The sequence below is a fragment of the Cupriavidus pauculus genome, from assembly GCF_003854935.1.
GTDB classification, from domain to species: domain Bacteria; phylum Pseudomonadota; class Gammaproteobacteria; order Burkholderiales; family Burkholderiaceae; genus Cupriavidus; species Cupriavidus pauculus_C.
The window spans coordinates 706,153-724,512 of the sequence record NZ_CP033969.1; the positions used below are offsets into that span (position 1 = coordinate 706,153).

18 protein-coding genes are annotated in these 18,360 nt (G+C 69.2%); 9 read left to right on the plus strand and 9 right to left on the minus strand.

Going from position 1 to position 18,360, the window contains the following annotated elements; translation table 11 throughout:
• Positions 1 to 52 precede the first annotated feature (52 nt).
• Positions 53 to 2,800 carry a methionine synthase gene (gene metH, locus EHF44_RS04965; protein WP_124682727.1) on the minus strand — a complete coding sequence of 916 codons (2,748 nt, stop codon included), beginning with the start codon at positions 2,798 to 2,800 and terminating at the stop codon, positions 53 to 55.
• A 34-nt stretch (positions 2,801 to 2,834) separates the two neighbouring features.
• Positions 2,835 to 3,896 carry a homocysteine S-methyltransferase family protein gene (locus tag EHF44_RS04970; protein WP_124682728.1) on the minus strand — a complete coding sequence of 354 codons (1,062 nt, stop codon included), beginning with the start codon at positions 3,894 to 3,896 and terminating at the stop codon, positions 2,835 to 2,837.
• A gap of 207 nt (positions 3,897 to 4,103) precedes the next feature.
• Here EHF44_RS04970 and EHF44_RS04975 point away from each other — a divergent pair, with 207 nt between their 5' ends.
• On the plus strand, positions 4,104 to 4,496 hold the full coding sequence (locus EHF44_RS04975) for a rhodanese-like domain-containing protein (protein WP_124682729.1): 393 nt from the start codon (positions 4,104 to 4,106) through the stop codon (positions 4,494 to 4,496).
• 107 nt (positions 4,497 to 4,603) lie between these two features.
• On the opposite strand, the gene EHF44_RS04980 is transcribed toward EHF44_RS04975, so the two are convergent.
• The 4 genes from EHF44_RS04980 to EHF44_RS04995 form a co-directional block, all read right to left on the minus strand.
• Positions 4,604 to 4,861: a BTH_I0359 family protein gene (locus EHF44_RS04980; protein WP_061956410.1), complete on the minus strand. Its 258-nt coding sequence runs from the start codon at positions 4,859 to 4,861 to the stop codon at positions 4,604 to 4,606.
• Positions 4,862 to 5,074: 213 nt separating this feature from the next.
• Positions 5,075 to 5,905 (minus strand): alpha/beta fold hydrolase, encoded by an 831-nt coding sequence (locus tag EHF44_RS04985; protein ID WP_124682730.1) that lies wholly within the window; start codon positions 5,903 to 5,905, stop codon positions 5,075 to 5,077.
• A 47-nt stretch (positions 5,906 to 5,952) separates the two neighbouring features.
• Entirely contained in the window at positions 5,953 to 6,957 is a 1,005-nt protein-coding gene (locus EHF44_RS04990; RefSeq protein WP_367613703.1) for a DUF3108 domain-containing protein, read from the minus strand.
• Positions 6,958 to 6,970: 13 nt separating this feature from the next.
• On the minus strand, positions 6,971 to 7,831 hold the full coding sequence (locus EHF44_RS04995; RefSeq protein ID WP_124682731.1) for an IclR family transcriptional regulator: 861 nt from the start codon (positions 7,829 to 7,831) through the stop codon (positions 6,971 to 6,973).
• Between the two features lie 133 nt (positions 7,832 to 7,964).
• On the opposite strand from EHF44_RS04995, the gene EHF44_RS05000 reads away from it, so the two are divergent.
• The 5 genes from EHF44_RS05000 to rfaE2 all read left to right on the plus strand — a co-directional run bounded on the left by EHF44_RS05000 (position 7,965) and on the right by rfaE2 (position 12,503).
• The gene (locus EHF44_RS05000; RefSeq protein ID WP_124682732.1) at positions 7,965 to 8,945 is read left to right on the plus strand and encodes a fumarylacetoacetate hydrolase family protein; all 981 of its coding nucleotides are present in this window, start codon (positions 7,965 to 7,967) and stop codon (positions 8,943 to 8,945) included.
• Between the two features lie 156 nt (positions 8,946 to 9,101).
• Positions 9,102 to 9,926: an enoyl-CoA hydratase/isomerase family protein gene (locus tag EHF44_RS05005; protein ID WP_124682733.1), complete on the plus strand. Its 825-nt coding sequence runs from the start codon at positions 9,102 to 9,104 to the stop codon at positions 9,924 to 9,926.
• A gap of 50 nt (positions 9,927 to 9,976) precedes the next feature.
• A complete protein-coding gene (locus EHF44_RS05010; RefSeq protein ID WP_124682734.1) occupies positions 9,977 to 10,864 on the plus strand; it encodes a PhaM family polyhydroxyalkanoate granule multifunctional regulatory protein in 888 nt (295 codons plus the stop codon).
• 180 nt (positions 10,865 to 11,044) lie between these two features.
• Entirely contained in the window at positions 11,045 to 11,890 is an 846-nt protein-coding gene (locus EHF44_RS05015; protein ID WP_124682735.1) for a ferritin-like domain-containing protein, read from the plus strand.
• 118 nt (positions 11,891 to 12,008) lie between these two features.
• Positions 12,009 to 12,503 (plus strand): D-glycero-beta-D-manno-heptose 1-phosphate adenylyltransferase, encoded by a 495-nt coding sequence (gene rfaE2, locus EHF44_RS05020; protein ID WP_124682736.1) that lies wholly within the window; start codon positions 12,009 to 12,011, stop codon positions 12,501 to 12,503.
• A 183-nt stretch (positions 12,504 to 12,686) separates the two neighbouring features.
• Here rfaE2 and EHF44_RS05025 read toward each other — a convergent pair whose 3' ends face one another.
• From EHF44_RS05025 to EHF44_RS05035, 3 genes are all read right to left on the minus strand, one after another.
• Complete coding sequence (locus tag EHF44_RS05025) at positions 12,687 to 13,445, minus strand: SPOR domain-containing protein (RefSeq protein WP_124682737.1); 759 nt, start codon at positions 13,443 to 13,445, stop codon at positions 12,687 to 12,689.
• Positions 13,446 to 13,532: 87 nt separating this feature from the next.
• Complete coding sequence (locus tag EHF44_RS05030; RefSeq protein WP_124682738.1) at positions 13,533 to 14,363, minus strand: type III pantothenate kinase; 831 nt, start codon at positions 14,361 to 14,363, stop codon at positions 13,533 to 13,535.
• Complete coding sequence (locus EHF44_RS05035) at positions 14,360 to 15,262, minus strand: biotin--[acetyl-CoA-carboxylase] ligase (RefSeq protein ID WP_124682739.1); 903 nt, start codon at positions 15,260 to 15,262, stop codon at positions 14,360 to 14,362. Before EHF44_RS05035 ends, EHF44_RS05030 begins: the two co-directional genes overlap by 4 nt.
• A gap of 141 nt (positions 15,263 to 15,403) precedes the next feature.
• On the opposite strand from EHF44_RS05035, the gene EHF44_RS05040 reads away from it, so the two are divergent.
• From EHF44_RS05040 to EHF44_RS05050, 3 genes are read left to right on the plus strand one after another with little or no spacing between them, the layout of a single operon-like run.
• Positions 15,404 to 16,534, plus strand: coding sequence for an MlaE family ABC transporter permease (locus EHF44_RS05040; RefSeq protein ID WP_124682740.1), 1,131 nt, complete (start codon positions 15,404 to 15,406; stop codon positions 16,532 to 16,534).
• Entirely contained in the window at positions 16,531 to 17,379 is an 849-nt protein-coding gene (locus EHF44_RS05045; RefSeq protein ID WP_253699985.1) for an ABC transporter ATP-binding protein, read from the plus strand. The genes EHF44_RS05040 and EHF44_RS05045 overlap by 4 nt, the downstream gene beginning before the upstream one ends.
• The gene (locus tag EHF44_RS05050; RefSeq protein ID WP_172966010.1) at positions 17,379 to 18,320 is read left to right on the plus strand and encodes an MlaD family protein; all 942 of its coding nucleotides are present in this window, start codon (positions 17,379 to 17,381) and stop codon (positions 18,318 to 18,320) included. Before EHF44_RS05045 ends, EHF44_RS05050 begins: the two co-directional genes overlap by 1 nt.
• Positions 18,321 to 18,360: the final 40 nt, after the last annotated feature.

An 18,360-nucleotide genomic window follows, 5' to 3' on the forward strand; every position in this document is an offset into this window, starting at 1 on the left:
GCGATACGCGGCCTCCCGGTCATTGCAACTGCTTACAGCTACGCCGAAGCGATTACAGGTTGGGCGCCAGCGCGCGCTCCAGCGTCAGGCGATCCTCGCCGCGGCGCGCCACCATGTCGTCAAGCTGGTCCTGGCCGATCTTGCCCACGCTGAAGTAGGTGGATTCGGGATGCGCCAGGTAGAAGCCGCTGACCGACGCCGCCGGCGTCATCGCCAGTGCCTCGGTGATGCCCATGCCGATCTCGGCCGCGTCCAGCAGCTCGAACATCGGCGCCTTGACCGTGTGCTCCGGGCAGGCCGGATACCCCGGCGCCGGGCGGATGCCCCGGTACGCTTCGGCGATCAACTGGTCGTTGGTCAGCGTCTCGGCGGCGTCGTAGCCCCACAGGTCGGTCCGCACGCGGGCGTGCAGGCATTCGGCAAACGCCTCGGCCAGCCGGTCGGCCAGCGCCTTGAGCATGATCGCGCTGTAGTCGTCGTGGTCGGCCTCGAACTGGGCTTCCTTCTTGTCCACGCCGATGCCGGCCGTGACCGCGAACAGGCCGATGTAGTCGGCCACGCCGCTGGACTTGGGCGCGACGAAATCGGCCAGGCAGCGGTTCGGCCGCTTGACGCCGTCCACCACCGGGCGCTCGCTCTGCTGGCGCAGGTTGTGCCAGGTCAGCGCCACCTTGCTGCGCGACTCGTCGGTATAGATCTCGATGTCGTCGTCGTTGACCGTGTTGGCCGGCAGCAGCGCCATCACGCCGTTGGCCGTCAGCCAGCGGCCCTGGATCAGCCGCGACAGCATGCTCTTGCCGTCCGAATAGACGCGCCGCGCGGACTCGCCGACGATCTCGTCGTTCAGGATGTCCGGGAATTTGCCGGCCAGGTCCCAGGTCTGGAAGAACGGGCCCCAGTCGATGTAGTTGGCCAGCTCGGACAGGTCGTAGTTGCGGAACACGCGCCGGCCGATGAACTTGGGCTTCGGCGGCACGTAGGTGCTCCAGTCCACCGGCGTCTTGTTGGCGCGCGCGTCGGCCAGCGACACCATCGGCGTGGCCTTCTTGTTGGCGTGCTGGTGGCGGATGCGGTCGTAGTCGGTCTTCAGCTCGTCCAGGTAGCGCGCGGCGCCCTCGTCCGACAGCAGGCTCGACGCCACGCTGACCGACCGCGACGCGTCCGGCACGTAGACCACCGGGCCCTCGTAGTTCGGCGCGATCTTCACGGCCGTGTGCACGCGCGACGTGGTGGCGCCGCCAATCAGCAGCGGAATCTTCTTCACGCGGAAGTAGTCGTCGCGCTGCATCTCGGCGGCAACGTAGGCCATTTCCTCCAGCGACGGCGTGATCAGGCCCGACAGCCCGACGATGTCCGCGCCCTCGACCTTGGCACGCGCCAGGATCTCGTTGCACGGCACCATCACGCCCATGTTCACGACCTCGAAGTTGTTGCACTGGAGCACCACCGACACGATGTTCTTGCCGATGTCGTGCACGTCGCCCTTGACCGTGGCGATCACGATCTTGCCGCGCGCGCGCACGTCGCCGCCGGCCTCGGCCAGCAGCCGCTTTTCTTCCTCGATGAACGGCAGCAGGTGGGCCACGGCCTGCTTCATCACGCGGGCGCTCTTGACCACCTGCGGCAGGAACATCTTGCCGGCGCCGAACAGGTCGCCGACGATGTTCATGCCGTCCATCAGCGGGCCCTCGATCACCTCGATGGGCCGGCCGCCGCGCGCCGCAATCTGCTGGCGCGCTTCCTCGGTGTCCTCGACGATGTACGTCGTGATGCCGTGCACCAGCGCGTGCGCCAGGCGGTCGCCCACGGACACGGGCGCCTCGGGCGTGCCGCGCCAGGCCAGGTTCTCTTCCTTCTTCTGGCCGCCGCCCTTGAAGCGGTCGGCAATCTCCAGCAGGCGGTCGGTGGCGTCGTCGCGGCGGTTCAGCACCACGTCCTCCACGCGCTCGCGCAGTTCCGGGTCAAGCTGGTCGTACACGCCAAGCTGCCCGGCGTTGACGATGCCCATGTCCATGCCCGCCGCGATGGCGTGGTACAGGAACACGGTGTGGATGGCCTCGCGCACCACGTCGTTGCCGCGGAACGAGAACGACACGTTCGACACGCCGCCGCTGACCTTGGCGTACGGCAGGTTCTGCTTGATCCAGCGCGTGGCCTCGATGAAGTCCACGGCGTAGTTGTTGTGCTCCTCGATGCCGGTGGCCACCGCGAAGATGTTCGGGTCGAAGATGATGTCCTCGGGCGGGAAGCCCACCTCGTTGACCAGCACGTCGTAGCTGCGCTTGCAGATTTCGGTCTTGCGCGCGAACGTGTCGGCCTGGCCCTGCTCGTCGAACGCCATCACCACCGTCGCCGCCCCGTAGCGGCGGATCAGCGTGGCGTGGTGGCGAAACTGTTCCTCGCCCTCCTTGAGCGAGATGGAGTTCACCACGGGCTTGCCCTGCACGCACTGCAGGCCGGCCTCGATCACGTCCCACTTGGACGAGTCGATCATGATCGGCACGCGCGCGATGTCCGGCTCTGACGCAATCAGGTTCAGGAACCGCACCATGGCCGCGCGCGAATCGAGCATCGCCTCGTCCATGTTGATGTCGATGATCTGCGCGCCGTTTTCCACCTGCTGGCGGGCCACGGCCAGCGCCTCGTCGAACTGGCCGTTCAGGATCATCCGCGCGAACGCCTTGGAGCCCGTGACGTTGGTGCGCTCGCCGACGTTGACGAACAGCGTGTCGTCGTCGATCGTGAATGGCTCCAGGCCGGACAGGCGCATCGGACGCGGGGGCAGGTTTTGCTGGCTCATGTGTGGGGTCTCTATGCTTCGTGCGTGCGATGCGTCAGGCGGGCTGCGCGGCGGTCTCGGTGTAGTTGGCCCACGCGCGCGGCGCGCGGCCGGCCACGCGCTGGGCGATGGCGGCGATGTGGTCGGGCGTGGTGCCGCAGCAGCCGCCCACCAGGTTGACCAGGCCCGAGGCCGCGAATTCGTCCACCAGCGACGACGTGACCTCCGGCGTCTCGTCGAAGCCGGTGTCGCTCATCGGATTGGGCAGGCCGGCGTTCGGGTAGCACGACACGGCCGCGTCGCAGATCTTGGCCAGCTCGGCGATGTACGGCCGCATCAGCGTCGCGCCCAGCGCGCAGTTCAGGCCGAAGGTCACCGGGCGGGCATGGCGCAGGCTGTTCCAGAACGCCTCGACGGTCTGGCCGGACAGGATGCGGCCCGAGGCGTCGGTCACGGTGCCCGAGATCATCACGGGCACGCGCTCGCCGGTGTCCTCGAACAACTGGTCGATGGCGAACAGCGCCGCCTTGGCGTTGAGCGTGTCGAAGATCGTTTCCACCAGGAACACGTCGGCGCCGCCTTCGAGCAGCGCCTTGCCCTGTTCGTAGTACGACTGGCGCAGTTCCTCGAAGCTGACGTTGCGCGCGCCGGGGTCGTTCACGTCGGGGCTGATGCTGGCGGTCTTGGGCGTGGGGCCGAATGCGCCGGCTACGAAGCGCGGCTTGTCCGGCGTGCTGTACTTGTCGCAGGCCGCGCGCGCCAGGCGGGCCGCCTCGACGTTCATCTCGTAGGCCAGGTCGGCCATCTTGTAGTCTTCCTGCGCCACGCGCGTGGCCCCGAACGTGTTGGTCTCGATCAGGTCCGCGCCGGCGGCCAGGTACTGCTCGTGGATCTCGCTGATGACCTGCGGGCGCGTCAGCAGCAGCAGTTCGTTGTTGCCCTTGACGTCGACCGGATGGTCCGCGAAGCGCGTGCCGCGGTACTCGGCCTCGCCCAGCTTGTAGCGCTGGATCATCGTCCCCATCGCCCCGTCGAGGATCAGGATGCGTTCGCGGAGCAGCCGGGGCAGGCTGGCGGCCCGGGTGTAGGGGCGGGAGATCGGTTGGTCGGCGCTCATGGTGGGACAGTCAGGTGTCGCGCGCGCGGCGGGGGCGGGCATGCGCGGGGTACGGCCAGGATTCGGCAAGACCGCGATTTTATCAGGTAGATCAAGGGATTGCGGGCGGGCCGCCGGCGTCGCCCGGCGGCGGCCGGGCGCGGTTGTCAGCCGGGGATGCCGCGCCTACACTGGGAGACGTATTCGCCACCGACGTCCGTACCATCCATGCAACACCTGAGCCCTCACGACGCCCGCGCCCTGCTGGACGCCGAACCCGACGCGCTGTTCATCGACTGCCGCAGCGAGATGGAATACCTGTTCGTCGGCCATCCGCAGGGCGCGCACAACGTGCCCTGGAACGACGGCCCCGACTGGGAGGTCAATCCGCACTTCGTGCAGGCGGTGAAGAAGCTGGCGGGTCAGGTATCGGCCCGGCCGGTGCTGCTGATCTGCCGCAGCGGCAACCGCTCGTCGGCCGCCGCGCGTGCGCTGGAAGGCGCCGGCTTTACCACCGTCTACAACGTGCTGCACGGCTTCGAGGGCGACCTCGACGCCCAGCGCCATCGCAACACCGTCAACGGCTGGCGGCACGACGGGCTGCCCTGGGAACAGTACTGACGGGGCCGCCCACCGCACGGCGCCCATGAAAAACGCCCGCTCGGAGCGGGCGCCTGGCGTGGGGAGCCACCGGTACGATCACCCGGCGGCGGCATTTGCGGGCAGCTTCAGTGCATCACCAGCGGGTTGTTCATGACGGTATCGAACTTGCCGAGGAACTCGTCCACTTCCTCCACGGATGGCTCGCTCTCGATCAGACGGGTCACGTCGGCGCGGAAGGTCTCGGCCATATGGCCGCCGAGGAAAATTTCGCGTTTCAGGTTCTTGTCCACGATTTCGTAGCCGCCCGAGGCAAGGGTCGCATGCTCGACATCTGCGCCAAACTCGACAATGCAGTAGTTGTCGCTGTTGTAGATCATTTGCATCGCACTTCCTCCTGGCGTATGGTTGGCGCCCTTCCTACTGCCTTGCCGGGGGCGCGATTTCCTCTCCAAGCTGAGGGTCCCCGTCCGTAATTCAAGTTGTGTGGCCCGGACGGGCCTTGCGTGCCTTTGCTGCCCTCGTACTCTTGGGCATCGGCGCGACGGGCAAGTTTCTTGAGCGCCGTGCACCAGTGTGTTGCGATCTTCCCAATGGCGTTACGGAATATCACACTGCCCGCCACACGCTGCATGCCCCAGGAACGCTTCGAAGATCGCAAGAAAGCGTTCCCGTTGTTCGATAAACGACAGATGCGCGGCGTCCGGCAGCACTTCCAGCTTCGCACCATGAATTTTTCGCGCAATGGATTGGGCCATCTCCACCGTCGCGCTCTCGTCCTTTGACCCTGTCACCACCAGGGTCGGACAGTGGATGCGGCCGATCGCATCGGCCAAGTCGAACGCCAGGATGGCCTGCGCCACCCCCACGTAGCCCTGCACCGGCGTGGCCGCCAGCATCCGGCCAATCGCTTCCACCGTCTCGGGATGGGCGTCGCGGAACGGCTGCGTGAGCCAGCGCTCCATCGTCGACGACACCATGCCGGCCATGCCATGGGCCTCGGCCTGGCCGATCCGGTTGGCCCACATCGGATGCGCCGTCATGGGCGTGTGGTCGATGGTGTCCACCAGCGCCAGCGACAGCAGCCGGTCCGCATGGCGCACGCCCATGGTCTGGGCCACCATGCCACCCACCGACACGCCGCAGACATGGGCCTGGCCGATGTCCAGCGCGTCCATCAGCGCCACCACGTCGTCGGCCAGCCGCGTCATGGTGTACGCGCCCACGGGCGCATCGCTGCCGCCGTGGCCGCGCAGGTCGAAGCGCAGCACGCGGTAGCGGTCGGACAGATGGCGCGCGGTATCGTCCCACAGCGTCAGATTCGCACCAAGCGCGTGGATCAGGATCACCCACGGCCCTTCGCTGCCATCGATGCGGACCCGGAGCTCGGCATCGCCGGCCCGGATTCGCTGCGCCATTGTGTCAGGCATGTTTCAGTCTCCCGCGTCGTCACTGCGTTTCGCGACCTGCGTCGGCATCACCGCCCTTCCCTACTACGATAGACGAGATCGATCTGAGTGCCATCGGGCTCCGTCTGACGAAGGCGCGCTGGCATCCAGTTCAGCGACGGCGCGAGCCAGATTTCCACGCGCCGCTTGTCGTTGGCGTGGCGCGGCAGCCGCACAAAGTGCTTGGTACGCACCATCTCGGTGCCGACGTCGATATCCTCGTCGCCCACGTACTGGATCTGCATGCCCTCGATTTCGCGGGTGTCGGCCACGTTGAACGACTCGGTGGCGCCCGGCGTGACATAGCGCTGCGGGTCGCCGCGCGCCCAGCCCACCAGTTGCAGGAAGATGCTGAAGCGGTCCTGGAAGGCCGTGGGCATCGGCGCCTGTCCGCCACGCGTTTCAAACACGACCATGCTTGACGGATGGTCGAAGCGCGCCACCTCCACCTTGCTGCGGCGGGCTTCTTCGTAGCGCGTGGGCGACAGGCCGCGCTCGGTCATGTCGCCGGTGCTCTGGAACGCGAAGCGGAACCACAGCACGCGCGTTTCCACGGCCAGGCGGTAGTGCTGGCCGTCCTGTTCCCAGCGGATGATGCCGTCGGGGTTCTGCACGCCGTTGACGAAGCTGGCATAGCGCAGCGTGACCGAAGGCGGCGCCGCGTAGCGCGGCCCGGGTGCCTCGGCGGGGGCCGGCGGGGCCGCCGGCGCGGCCGAACCCGAGGCGGCGCTGCCCATGCCGCCCGAACCAGCCGTGGCAGTGGTGTCGCCGCTTTCCGCGGTCGCCAGCGCAGGCGCCGCCGGGTCTGGCGCAGGTTCGGGTACGGGCGCGGGGGCCTGGGACTGGGCGGGCCGGCGCGGGGGTGTGGCCGGCGGGGGCGGGGCAGGCGGCCGGGGCGGGGGCAGCAGGATCGCGTCCATCGTCGGCGCGGTGTCCGGGTCAGGCAGCGACGGGATCGGAACACGCAGCAGCCCAAGCAGCAACAGCCCGTGCGCGACCGCCACCAGCGCGATCACGGCCATCCAGCGGCGCACGCGCCGCTGGCGCTTACGAGGGGGTTTCGTCCCTTCCGGACGGCTGGCCGTCGCCAAGATAACCAAGTTCCGAGGAAATCTGCCGCGCGATCTCGCGCACGCGGCGGTCCACCGCGCCGCCCCATTCTGCATCGAATACGCTCTGCGCGCCGAGCACGATCAGGCCCATCGCCAGATGGCCGTTGGCGTCGAACACCGGGGTCGAGATGGCGTTGATGCCCGGCAGCACGCCGCCGCGCGTGCGGGCCGCGCCCTGCTGGCGCACGCTGGCGCAGATCGCGTCGTAGTCGGCCAGCGACGCGGGCATGTCCGGCAGCGCCGCGTCGCCGCGCGTGGCCAGTTCGCGCTCGATCAGCGGCAGCGTCTGACGCCGCGACAGATACGCACCATAGAGCCGCCCCGTGGCCGAATTGAGCATCGGCATCACGTCGCCCAGCCGCAGGCTGACGCTGACCGGATGGCTCGATTCTTCCCAATGAACGATGGTCGGCCCGTGGTTGCCCCACACCGCGATGCCGGCGGTCTGGTCGATCTCGTCGCGCAGCCGGGACAGGATGGGCCGCGCCTTGCGCACCGGATCCAGCCGGTTCAGCCCGGCCAGCCCCAGTTGCAGCGCGAACGGCCCGAGGTCGTAGCGCTGGCTCACGGCGTCCTGCGCCACCGCGCCAAGCCGCTGGAAGCTGACCAGGTAGCGATGGGCCTTGGCCGGGCTCATGTCGGCGGCGGCGGCCAGGTCGCGCAGCATCATGGCGCGCGGCGAGGCGGCCAGCGCCTGCAGCAGCCGGAATCCCACCTCGATGGACTGGATGCCGGCGCGCTTGCTGTCGTCGCGCGCATCGTCGTCGCGGGAATCGTCGTCGTCCACAGCGGTCATGCGTGAGTCGGGTATCTGGAATGTGATGCGGCCATTCTATACAAGGCCGCTGCGGCCCCGGCGCGCCCGTGGGCCGGCCAGGGCGGCTCCGGTAGACTACCGCCCATTCCATCCTGCCTACGTTCGATTTCGCATGAAACTCGCCACCCTGAAGGACGGTTCGCGCGACGGCCAGCTCGTCGTCGTCTCGCGCGACCTGAAGACCGCGCACTTTGCCACCGACATCGCCGGCAAGCTCCAGACGGTGCTGGATGACTGGCATTTCTATTCGCCGCAGCTCCAGGACTTGTCCGACGCGCTCAACGCCGGGCGCGCGCGGCATCCGTTCCCGTTCCAGCCCAGGGACTGCATGGCGCCCCTGCCGCGCGCGTACCAGTGGGCCGATGGCTCGGCCTACGTGAACCACGTGGAACTGGTGCGCCGCGCGCGCGGCGCCGAAATGCCGCCCGAGTTCTGGACCGATCCGCTGATGTACCAGGGCGGCTCGGACGACTTCATCGGCCCGCAGGACGACATCGTCTGCCCCAGCGAGGCGTTCGGCATCGACTTCGAGGCCGAGGTGGCCGTGATAACGGGCGACGTGCGCATGGGCGCCACGCCCGAGCAGGCCGGCGAGGCCATCCGGCTCGTGCTGCTGGCCAACGACGTGTCGCTGCGCAACCTGATTCCGGCCGAGCTGGGCAAGGGCTTTGGCTTCTTCCAGAGCAAGCCGGCCACGGCGTTCTCGCCGGTGGCGGTCACGCCCGACGAACTGGGCGACGCCTGGCGCGAGCGCAAGGTGCACCGGCCGATGGTCGTGCACTGGAACAGCCGCAAGGTGGGCCAGCCCGACTGCGGCACCGACATGGTGTTCGACTTCGGCCAGCTGATCGCCCACATCTGCAAGACGCGCAACGTGCGCGCGGGCAGCGTGGTGGGATCGGGCACGATCTCGAACGTCGACCGCAGCAAGGGGTACTGCTGCATCGCCGAGAAGCGCATGCTGGAGACCATCGACGGCGGCAAGCCCGAGACCGAGTTCATGAAGTTTGGCGACGCGGTGCGCATCGAGATGTTCGACGCCGACGGCAAGTCGATCTTCGGCGCGATCGACCAGGTGGTGGCGCCGCGCTGACCGCCCCGTCCCGGCCCCTCACCGGCGCCGGACACACTGGGCGAAACCCGGCTTGCGGCGCGCCATGGCCTTGGGCCTATAATTCCCCGACCACGCGGTCGGGGAATTTTTTTTGCCCGCCGTCCGCGCCTCTTCGCCCCCCAATGGAAGCCGCCCATGACGACCGATGCCAACACGCTGTCCCCCCGCCTGGCCCGCTACCAGGCCCTCACGCTGCGCCGCCACGGCCCGGTGCTCGAAGTGATCATGGGCGCGGCGCAGTCGGCCAACCGGAAGCTGGCCACGGCCGACGCCAATATGCACCGCGAGCTGGCCGAGATCTGGCGCGACGTGTCCGCCGATCCCGACATCCGCGTGGCGCTGATCCGCGGCGAGGGCAAGGGTTTCTCGGCCGGCGGCGACCTGGCGCTGGTCGAGGACATGGCCAACGACTTCGAGACCCGCACCCGCGTCTGGCACGAGGCGCGCGACCTCGTCTACAACGTCATCAACTGCGACAAGCCGATCGTGTCGGCCATGCACGGCCCGGCCGTGGGCGCCGGGCTGGTGGCGGGGCTGCTGGCCGACATCTCGATCGCGGCCCGCACCGCGCGCATCGTCGACGGCCATACGCGGCTGGGCGTGGCGGCCGGCGACCATGCCGCCATCGTGTGGCCGCTGCTGTGCGGAATGGCCAAGGCCAAGTACTATCTGATGCTGTGCGAGTCGGTCAGCGGCGAGGAAGCCGAGCGGATCGGCCTGGTATCGCTGGCGGTGGAAGAGGACGAACTGGTGGCCAAGGCATTCGAGGTGGCCAACCGGCTCGCGGCGGGGTCTCAGACCGCCATCCGCTGGACCAAGTACGCGCTGAACAACTGGCTGCGCATGGCCGGCCCCGCGTTCGATACCTCGCTGGCGCTTGAATTCATGGGCTTTTCGGGCCCCGACGTGCACGAAGGCATGGCGAGCCTGCGCCAGAAGCGGCCGCCCGAATTCCAGTAACCGGCCGCCCGCACCGCATGGGCGGCCCCCACGACAGGGAGTGCCGCACCATGTTTGGACAGATTCCCGATTTCGGCAACGGCTTCGAATTCCTGCGCAAGCTCTGGGCCACGGGCAGCGGCATGCCCAGCGGCCTGATGCCGGGGCTCAGCGCCATGACGCCGCCGATGGACCTCGACGAGGTAGACAAGCGCATCCACGACCTCAAGGCCGTGGAAAGCTGGCTGCAGCTCAACACCAACCTGCTGCGCACGACGATCCAGGGCCTGGAGGTGCAGCGCGCCACGCTGGTGGCGCTGCAGACGTTTGGCAACGCGCTGTCGCCCGAGGCCATGCAGAGCGCGATGGAGAACGTCGCCCGCGCCGCCAACGCGCCGAGCGCGCATCCGCCCCAGCATCCGCACCCGTTCGGCACCGGCCAGACCGTCTCCCAGGAGCAGGCCGACGCCGAGAACGATGAGCCCGAGGACGACGAACCGGCCGACGACGGCCCCGCACCGGCCGACATGGCCGGAGACACGGCCCAGGCCGGCGGCGCCGCGCCGATGCCGCCCAATGCGTCGCTCTGGTGGGACCTGCTCCAGCGCCAGTTCACGCAGATCGCCAGCAGCGCGGCGGCGGCCAGTGCGGCAGCGGCCAGCACCGCGCCGTTCGGCGGCATGGCTGGCTTCGGCGTCCCCGGCGCCGCGGGCGCGGAAGGCGTGGAGCCCGGCGTCAAGGGCGATCCGCCAGCCCGGCGCAAGCCCGCCGACGGCAAGGCCGCGCCCAAGTCCGCACCGGCCGCGAAGGCCAAGGCCACCAAGGGAACGGCCCCCAAGCGCACCGCCAAGGGCCCCAAGGCCGGCGCCAAGCGCGCATCGACGGGGACTCGCCGCGCCAGGGCGGCCACCCCGGACGCCCCGCCCGTGCCCGGTTCGCCCGACGACAACTTCGAGTGACGCCGGAAACCAAGCCCACGGCACAGGCCGTTTCCGGAGTGTCGTAGTTCCGCCACTTTTGGCACCGCCGGGCGCACCGGCGGCCCCGCATCCATCGTCTAAGGGCTAAAACGGAGTAGAGAAAACATTCGAGAATGATTCCTGTCTGGTAGAATCCGCCCGTAATTTCAAAGGCTTAGCATGCTCTACCCCGAACTGTTCAAATCACTGGAAGCGGTCCGCTGGCACATGGACAAGGACATCCCCTGGGATACGTTCGACGCCAGCCTGCTTACCGACGACCAGGCGAAGACCATCCGCATGAATGCGATCACCGAATGGTCGGCCCTGCCCGCCACGGAGATGTTCCTGCGCGACAACCGCCACGATTCCGACTTTTCGGCGTTCATGAGCATCTGGTTCTTCGAGGAACAGAAGCATTCGCTGGTGCTGATGGAGTACCTGCGCCGCTTCCGCCCGGACCTGGTGCCGACCGAGGAAGAACTGCATGCCGTGCGCTTCGAGTTCGACCCGGCCCCGCCGCTGGAAACGCTGATGCTGCACTTCTGCGGCGAGATCCGCCTGAACCACTGGTACCGCCGCGCCGCCGAATGGCATTCGGAACCGGTCATCAAGCACATCTACCGCACGTTGTCGCAGGACGAGGCCCGCCACGGTGGCGCCTACCTGCGCTACATGAAGAAGTACCTGGCCCAGTTCGGCGACAGCGCGCGCTCGGCATTTGCCAAGATTGGCGTGCTGATGGCGTCGGCCCGCCGCACGGAAAAGCCGCTGCACCCGACCAACCTGCACGTGAACAAGGCCCTGTTCCCCAACGACACGGTGCAGTCGCGCCTGCCGGACCCGGATTGGCTGGAGCACTGGCTCGACGAGCAGATCCGCTTCGACGAGGTGTGGGAGAAGAAGGTGATCGAGCGGATCCTGCACAATATGTCGCTGCTGTTCGAGCGCACGTTCGAATCGGTGCAGGACCTGAACCGTTACCGCAAGGAACTGAACGCCAACCTGCAGGCCGCCCAGGCCTGACCCGGCCCCGCGGCGCGCGCCGCCGCAAGGACAAGACCCCATCGGATCGCTACGATGGGGTTTTTCATTGGGGCGCGCCGTGCCGGCCGCCCCGCGTACCCTCCGCCCGGACCGATCCATGAATGCACCCGCCTACGAATCCAAGCTGGTTCCCGCCGACGACACCGCCGCGCTGCACGCCGCCGTGGCCGCCCTGCCGCGCCCGCTGGTCTTTACCAACGGCGTGTTCGACATCCTCCATCGAGGCCACGCCACCTACCTGGCCCAGGCCCGGGATATGGGCGCCGCGCTGGTGGTGGGCGTCAACAGCGACGCGTCGGTGCGGATGCTGGGCAAGGGCGACGACCGCCCGCTGAACCAGGAGGCCGACCGCATGGCCCTGCTGGCCGCGCTGGCGTCGGTAGACCTCGTGGCGATGTTCCGCGAGCAAACCCCGGTGGAACTGATCCGCCTGGTGCGGCCGGACATCTACGTGAAGGGCGGCGACTACGATATCGACACGCTGGACGAAACGCGGCTGGTGCGCAGCTGGGGCGGCCAGGCATACGCCATCCCGTTCCTGCACGACCGCTCGACGACCAAGCTGCTGACGAAGGTACGCGGGCAGGGGTGAGGGGAGGTTGGCTGACCAGCACAGGCTCCCCTCTCCCGCTTGCGGGAGAGGGGTTGGGGGAGAGGGCCAGCGGGTCCATTGCCGAAGGGTCGCGATTTGAATCTCAACGCCCTCTCCCCCAGCCCCTCTCCCAAAGGGAGAGGGGAGCAAAACCAGCGCAGGTTGAAGCGCCAGTCCCTCGTCCTACCCCGCCACCCCCGTCCCCCGTCCTTCGCTCGCCTGCGTCAATCCCTTGCACGACTGCAGTACCTCGGCGCCGTAGCGCTGGCGGACTTCGTCCATGCGGGCGCGTACAGCGTCGTCGGCATGGGTCACGCGCAGCCATTGGCGCGAGATGGCGCGCGGGGCGTCGCTGACCTGGGCGGTGCGCACGCCCTGGGCGCGCAGGGTGTCCAGGAAGCGGTCGGCGCGTTCGCGCTCGCGGAACAGGCCCAGCGATACCGTGTACGACTCCGGCTCCGTGGCGCTGACCACCGAGACGTCGGTCACCTTGCGGCGGCGCAGTTCGGCCAGCTTGCGCTCGGCGTTTTCGCGCGTCGGCTGCGCGGGCAGATGGACCCACCAGCGCACCTGCTCGCTGCGTTCGAACTGGTCCAGCGGCAGCGGCGTCCCGGCGGCGATGGCGGCAAGGTCCTGCCTGGCGCGTTCCACGTTCTGCGCCGTGAAGCCGCCCATTTCCATGCAGCTATCGGCCGGTGCGGCGGCCAGCGTGAGGTTGCCCGGCGCCGCGCTGCGCGGGGCGCCCGGTGCCGAGGCATCGCCCGGCGGCAGTAGCTGCATGCGCTCGCCGCGCACCTGCTGCTCCACGCGCTGCGGTTCGCGCGGGCTTTCCAGCAGGCCGCCCAGCGGCTGCGGGCCGAAGACGCCCAGCAACGCGGCCAGCAGCAGCACATTGGCGAGCAGCAGGATCAGCAACAGGAGGGTCGGGCCGCGCCGGGACATGGAGTCGGAAGTGTCTGGTGGATGATCGGCGCTTCGGTCGCGGAATCTTTGCAATCTCGCGCGATGGCGGGCCGGCGCGGCGTGCGCTCAGCCCGGTGCCGCCATCGCGTGCAACCCAAGCAGCACGAGATTATCGTGCATCTCGCACGGCATCGCGAGTGCGCCGGCCACGGCGTGGCGCGCCCCGCCCGACAGCAGGCAGCGCACCGGCCCGCGCTCGGCCAGCGTACGCCAGGTTCGCTCGATGGCGCCGGCCTGGGCGGCCAGGCAGCCCGCCGCGATGGCGTCGTGGGTGTTGTCCGCGCCCAACGCCCGCACCGCGCGGGCGGCGCCGCTGCCGGTTTCCAGCACGTCCAGTTCGGGCAGTTGCGCCGTGTTGCGCGCCAGCGTGCCGAGCATCAGTTGCAGGCCGGGCAGGATCAGCCCGCCCTCGAACCGGCCGCCGTCCGCCGTGGCGGTCACGATGTCGAGCGTCGTGGCAGTACCGGCGGTGACGACCAGCAGCGTCTGGCCGGGCAGCCAGCGATGCGCGCCGATGCTGCCGACCCAGCGGTCGACGCCAAGCTGCGTCGGCTCCCGATAGCCGTTCACCAGGTCGCCATGCCGCGCGGCGGTGCGCACCCATTGCGGCGCGACGTGGCTGCCGAACGTGTCGGCCAGCAGCGCATCGACCTGTCCGGCCAGCGTTGGCCCGGCGACATTGGCGATCCACACCGCGGGCGCGCCCCGGCTGGCCAGCCCCTGCCACGTCGCGCGCAAGGCGGCGCGCTCGGCGGGCACCCCGTGCGACGCCGCGCCGGCGTGCTGCCACGGCGTTGGCAGGGCGCCGGGGGCCGCGGGCTGGGCGGGAGCCGGCGCCCCGTCGCACCATGCCCACTTGAGCCGCGTGTTGCCGATGTCGATCAGCAGGAGGCTCATGCGCGCTCCCCGTCGGCCGCCGGCAACGCCCCGCGCAGCGACAGCTCGCCGCTGGCAATGCGCTCCAAACCCTCCGGCGTTTCCAGCAGCAGGTGGCCGTCGCCGTCCACGCCGCGCGCCAGCCCTTCGGCCAGCACCTGCCCGTCGTGCAGCAGCCGTACCGGTTCGTCGCGGAACGCATCGCGCGCCGACCATGCGGCGGCCAGCGGCGCGAAGCCCTGGGCCAGGAACGTGGTGCGCAGCGCCGCCAGCCGCGCCAGCACGGCGGCCAGGATGCGCGTGGGGTCGCGCTGGGCGTCGAACGCCGTCATGGCCTCTGCCACGCCGGCCAGCTCGCGGCCGAGCACCGTTTCCATATGCGTGTCGCGCACCAGGTTGAGGCCGATGCCGATGACCGCCCAGATGCGCTGCGGGCCCGCCGGCACCGATTCGATCAGGATGCCGGCCAGCTTGCGCCCGTCGATCTGCAGGTCGTTGGGCCATTTCAGGCCCACCCGGGCGCCGCACGCGGCGTCGCAGTCTTCCAGCGCCTGGGCCACGGCCAGTCCGACGCCCAGGCTCAGCCCGCTCAGGCGCGCCGGCGGCAGCGCCAGCGGCATGGCCACCGAGAACGTCAGCCCCGCCTGCCCCTGCCAGGGCCGGCCCTGGCGGCCGCGTCCCGCCGTCTGGCGGTAGGCCACGCGCACCTGCACGGCGTCGTCGTGCCATGGGGCGGCGCGGCAGGCGCGCGTCAGGTCGGCATTGGTCGAGCCGGTTTCCTCCACCACCTCGACCTGCCACGCCCGGGCCGGGCCGCCGTCCAGCGCCTGGCGCAGCGGGCCGGCGTGGATGCGCCAGGCTGGCAGGGCGCCGGCGTCGATGGCGCGCGCGTCGGAAGCGGGATGGGAAAAATCGGACATGGGGCAGCAGGAAGGGGATGGGGCCGGCCGACGGCGCCGGGTCTGCCGGAATTGTAGCCGCCGCCGTGTCGGCGGACGTCTGATCGCGCCCGCGCGGCGGGTAGCATAGAATCGAGACTCAGCCATCACATCGCCCGCCATTTGGACCGCCTGCCGACGCCCGCCATCGATATCTCGCGCCAGGACGGCGCCTGCAGCGTCGAGCTGCAAGGCGACTGGACTGCCCTCGCGCTCGCCGGCTGCCGCGAGGCCCGCGGCCTGCGCGCCCAGCTTCACAAGCTGGCCGAGGCGCCCGAAGGCGCGCGCTGGTCGCTGGCCGGCGTCACGCGGCTGGACCACATCGGCGCGCAACTGATCTGGCAGGCCTGGAACGGCAAGATGCCCGAGCACGTGGAAATCAACGACGGCCAGCGCCGCGTGTTCGACCGCATCGCCGGGCTGCGCGCCGAGGGCTGGCGCAAGACGATGGTCGACCGTTTCAATCCGGTGGTCATCCTGGGCGCGAGCCTGCTGTCGTTCTTCGCCCAGCTTGCCAACGGCATCACGATGCTGGGCCAGCTTGCCTTCGACCTGCTGCGCTTCCTGCGCGCGCCGCAGCGCGGGCCGTGGCGCGAGATCTCCGCGAACATCTACAACGTCGGCTACAAGGCGCTTGGCATCACGGCGCTGGTCGGGTTCCTGATCGGCATCGTGCTGTCGTACCTGTCGGCCAACCAGCTCCGCACGTTCGGCGCCAGCACCTTCATCGTCAACATCCTCGGCATGGCCGTGATCCGCGAGCTGGGGCCCGTGCTGGCCGCGATCCTGATCGCCGGGCGCTCGGGCTCCGCCATCACGGCGCAGATTGGCGTGATGCGCGTGACCGAGGAACTGGACGCGATGAGCGTGATGGGCATCTCGCACGGCTACCGGCTGATCATGCCGCGCGTGATCGCGCTGGCGATCTCGATGCCGCTGCTGGTGGCTTGGACCGACGTGATGGCGCTGGCCGGCGGCATGGTGGCCGCGCGCTACCAGCTCGACATCAGCTACGCGTTCTTCCTGCGCCAGTTGCCGGACGCGGTGCCGGTGGCCAACCTCTGGCTCGGGCTGGGCAAGGGCGTGGCGTTCGGCATGCTGATCGCGCTGACGGCCTGCCACTTCGGGCTGCGCATCAAGCCCAATACCCAGAGCCTGGGCCAGGGCACCACGGCGTCGGTGGTGACGTCGATCACCGTGGTGATCCTGGCCGATGCCATCTTCGCCATCCTCTTCAAGAACGTCGGCCTATGACCATGATCGACCATCCGGCCGTCGGACGCGACACGCCGCGCGAGGCCATCATCGAGGTACGCAACCTGGTGAAGCGCTACGGCGACAACGTGGTGCACGACGGGCTGGACCTGGACGTGTACCGGGGCGAGGTGCTGTCCATCGTCGGCGGCTCCGGCACGGGCAAGACCGTGCTGCTGCGCCAGATCGTGGGGCTGGAGCGGCCGACGTCGGGCACGATCAAGGTCTTCGGCGAGAACCCGGCGAGCCTCAGCGCCGCGCAGTTGCAGACGCTGCGCAACCGCTGGGGGCTGCAGTTCCAGCGCGGCGCGCTGTTTTCGGCGCTGTCGGTGATCGACAACATCGCGCTGCCGCTGCGCGAGCTGCGGGCGCTGCCGGACAACCTGATTTGCCAGGCGTCGCTGCTGAAGCTGCAGCTGGTGGGGCTGTCCGCGAAGGACGCCGACAAGATGCCCGCCGACCTGTCCGGCGGCATGATCAAGCGCGTGGCGCTGGCGCGCGCGCTGGCGCTGGAACCGGAGCTGGTCTTCCTGGACGAACCCACGGCGGGGCTGGACCCGATGGCGTCGGACGACTACGTCGCGCTGATCCAAGAACTGCGCCGCGAGCTGGGCCTGACCGTGGTCATGATCACGCACGACCTGGACACGCTCGTGGCGCTGTCAGACCGCGTGGCCGTGCTGGCCGACCGCAAGGTACTGGCCGCCGCGCCGATTGCCGAGGTGGTGCAGGTGGACCACCCATTCATTCGCGAATACTTCCTGGGCGAACGCGCCCAGCGCGCGCTGCAGGCGCTGCCGGCCCTTCGCGGCCCGGACGGCGGCGCGCAAACCGGAGAAGCCTGATGGAAAACAAGTCAAACGCCTTCCTGGCCGGCGTGTTCACCATCGGACTGGCGGTCCTGGTGCTGTTCTCGCTGTTCTGGTTCAGCAGTGACCATGCCGTGCGCGTGCCGTACGACCTGATCACGCGCTCCACGGTGAACGGGCTGGGGCCGCAGGCCGATGTGAAATACCGGGGCCTGGACGTCGGCAAGGTGGTGTCGATCAAGTTCGACCCGCAGGTGCCGGGCCAGATCATCGTCCGCATCAACGTGAACCAGGACACCCCGATCACCCGCACCACCTACGCCACGCTGGGCTTCCAGGGCGTGACCGGCATCGCCTACGTGCAACTGGACGACACCGCGCGCGAGGAAGGCGCCAACACCAGTTCTCCGCCGCTGCGGACGTCGGCGCGCGAGCCGGCGCGCATCGTCATGCGGCCGGGCTTCTTCGAGGAACTGGAAAAACGTGGCGATTCGCTGCTGACGCAGACCGAGACGCTGATGGCATCGCTCAACGAGATGTTCCAGACCACCAACCGCGACGAGCTGATGGCGGCGATCAAGTCGGTGCACCAGACCGCCGAGGACTATTCGCAACTGGCCAAGACGCTGCAGCCGGCCGCCGCCCGCCTGCCGCAGGCCGTGGAGAACCTTAACGCCACGCTGGCTTCCACGCGGCGGCTGGCCGACGACCTGGCCAATCCGAACGGCACGGTCATGAGCACCGTGAACCGCGTGGGCGTGAACATGCAGGCCGCCGCCGATTCGGTGCAGCAGGCGGCCGGCATCTTCACGCAGGAGACCCTGCCACAGATCAACGGCCTGGCCCGCGACGCCCGCCAGACCGCGCGCAGCATCGACCGCGCGGCCGGCACGTTCAACGACCAGCCCACCAGCGTGCTGTTCGGCGGGCCGTCGCCGACGCCGGGACCGGGCGAGCCCGGCTTCCAGTCGCCATGATCCACGCCGCCCTGCCCCCTCTCTCCATGCGCCAGAACCC

What these genes read in the sequence shown, in the direction of transcription:
- EHF44_RS04995 (WP_124682731.1), bottom strand. Translation starts at nt 7,831, where the DNA reads ATGACCGCTGTGGACGACGACGATTCCCGCGACGACGATGCGCGCGAC.
- EHF44_RS05035 (WP_124682739.1), bottom strand. Translation starts at nt 15,262, where the DNA reads ATGTCCGATTTTTCCCATCCCGCTTCCGACGCGCGCGCCATCGACGCC.
- EHF44_RS05000 (WP_124682732.1), top strand. Translation starts at nt 7,965, where the DNA reads ATGAAACTCGCCACCCTGAAGGACGGTTCGCGCGACGGCCAGCTCGTC.
- EHF44_RS05045 (WP_253699985.1), top strand. Translation starts at nt 16,531, where the DNA reads ATGACCATGATCGACCATCCGGCCGTCGGACGCGACACGCCGCGCGAG.
- EHF44_RS04980 (WP_061956410.1), bottom strand. Translation starts at nt 4,861, where the DNA reads ATGCAAATGATCTACAACAGCGACAACTACTGCATTGTCGAGTTTGGC.
- EHF44_RS05030 (WP_124682738.1), bottom strand. Translation starts at nt 14,363, where the DNA reads ATGAGCCTCCTGCTGATCGACATCGGCAACACGCGGCTCAAGTGGGCA.
- EHF44_RS04975 (WP_124682729.1), top strand. Translation starts at nt 4,104, where the DNA reads ATGCAACACCTGAGCCCTCACGACGCCCGCGCCCTGCTGGACGCCGAA.
- EHF44_RS05025 (WP_124682737.1), bottom strand. Translation starts at nt 13,445, where the DNA reads ATGTCCCGGCGCGGCCCGACCCTCCTGTTGCTGATCCTGCTGCTCGCC.
- EHF44_RS04970 (WP_124682728.1), bottom strand. Translation starts at nt 3,896, where the DNA reads ATGAGCGCCGACCAACCGATCTCCCGCCCCTACACCCGGGCCGCCAGC.
- rfaE2 (WP_124682736.1), top strand. Translation starts at nt 12,009, where the DNA reads ATGAATGCACCCGCCTACGAATCCAAGCTGGTTCCCGCCGACGACACC.
- EHF44_RS05050 (WP_172966010.1), top strand. Translation starts at nt 17,379, where the DNA reads ATGGAAAACAAGTCAAACGCCTTCCTGGCCGGCGTGTTCACCATCGGA.
- metH (WP_124682727.1), bottom strand. Translation starts at nt 2,800, where the DNA reads ATGAGCCAGCAAAACCTGCCCCCGCGTCCGATGCGCCTGTCCGGCCTG.
- EHF44_RS05015 (WP_124682735.1), top strand. Translation starts at nt 11,045, where the DNA reads ATGCTCTACCCCGAACTGTTCAAATCACTGGAAGCGGTCCGCTGGCAC.
- EHF44_RS04985 (WP_124682730.1), bottom strand. Translation starts at nt 5,905, where the DNA reads ATGCCTGACACAATGGCGCAGCGAATCCGGGCCGGCGATGCCGAGCTC.
- EHF44_RS05010 (WP_124682734.1), top strand. Translation starts at nt 9,977, where the DNA reads ATGTTTGGACAGATTCCCGATTTCGGCAACGGCTTCGAATTCCTGCGC.
- EHF44_RS05005 (WP_124682733.1), top strand. Translation starts at nt 9,102, where the DNA reads ATGACGACCGATGCCAACACGCTGTCCCCCCGCCTGGCCCGCTACCAG.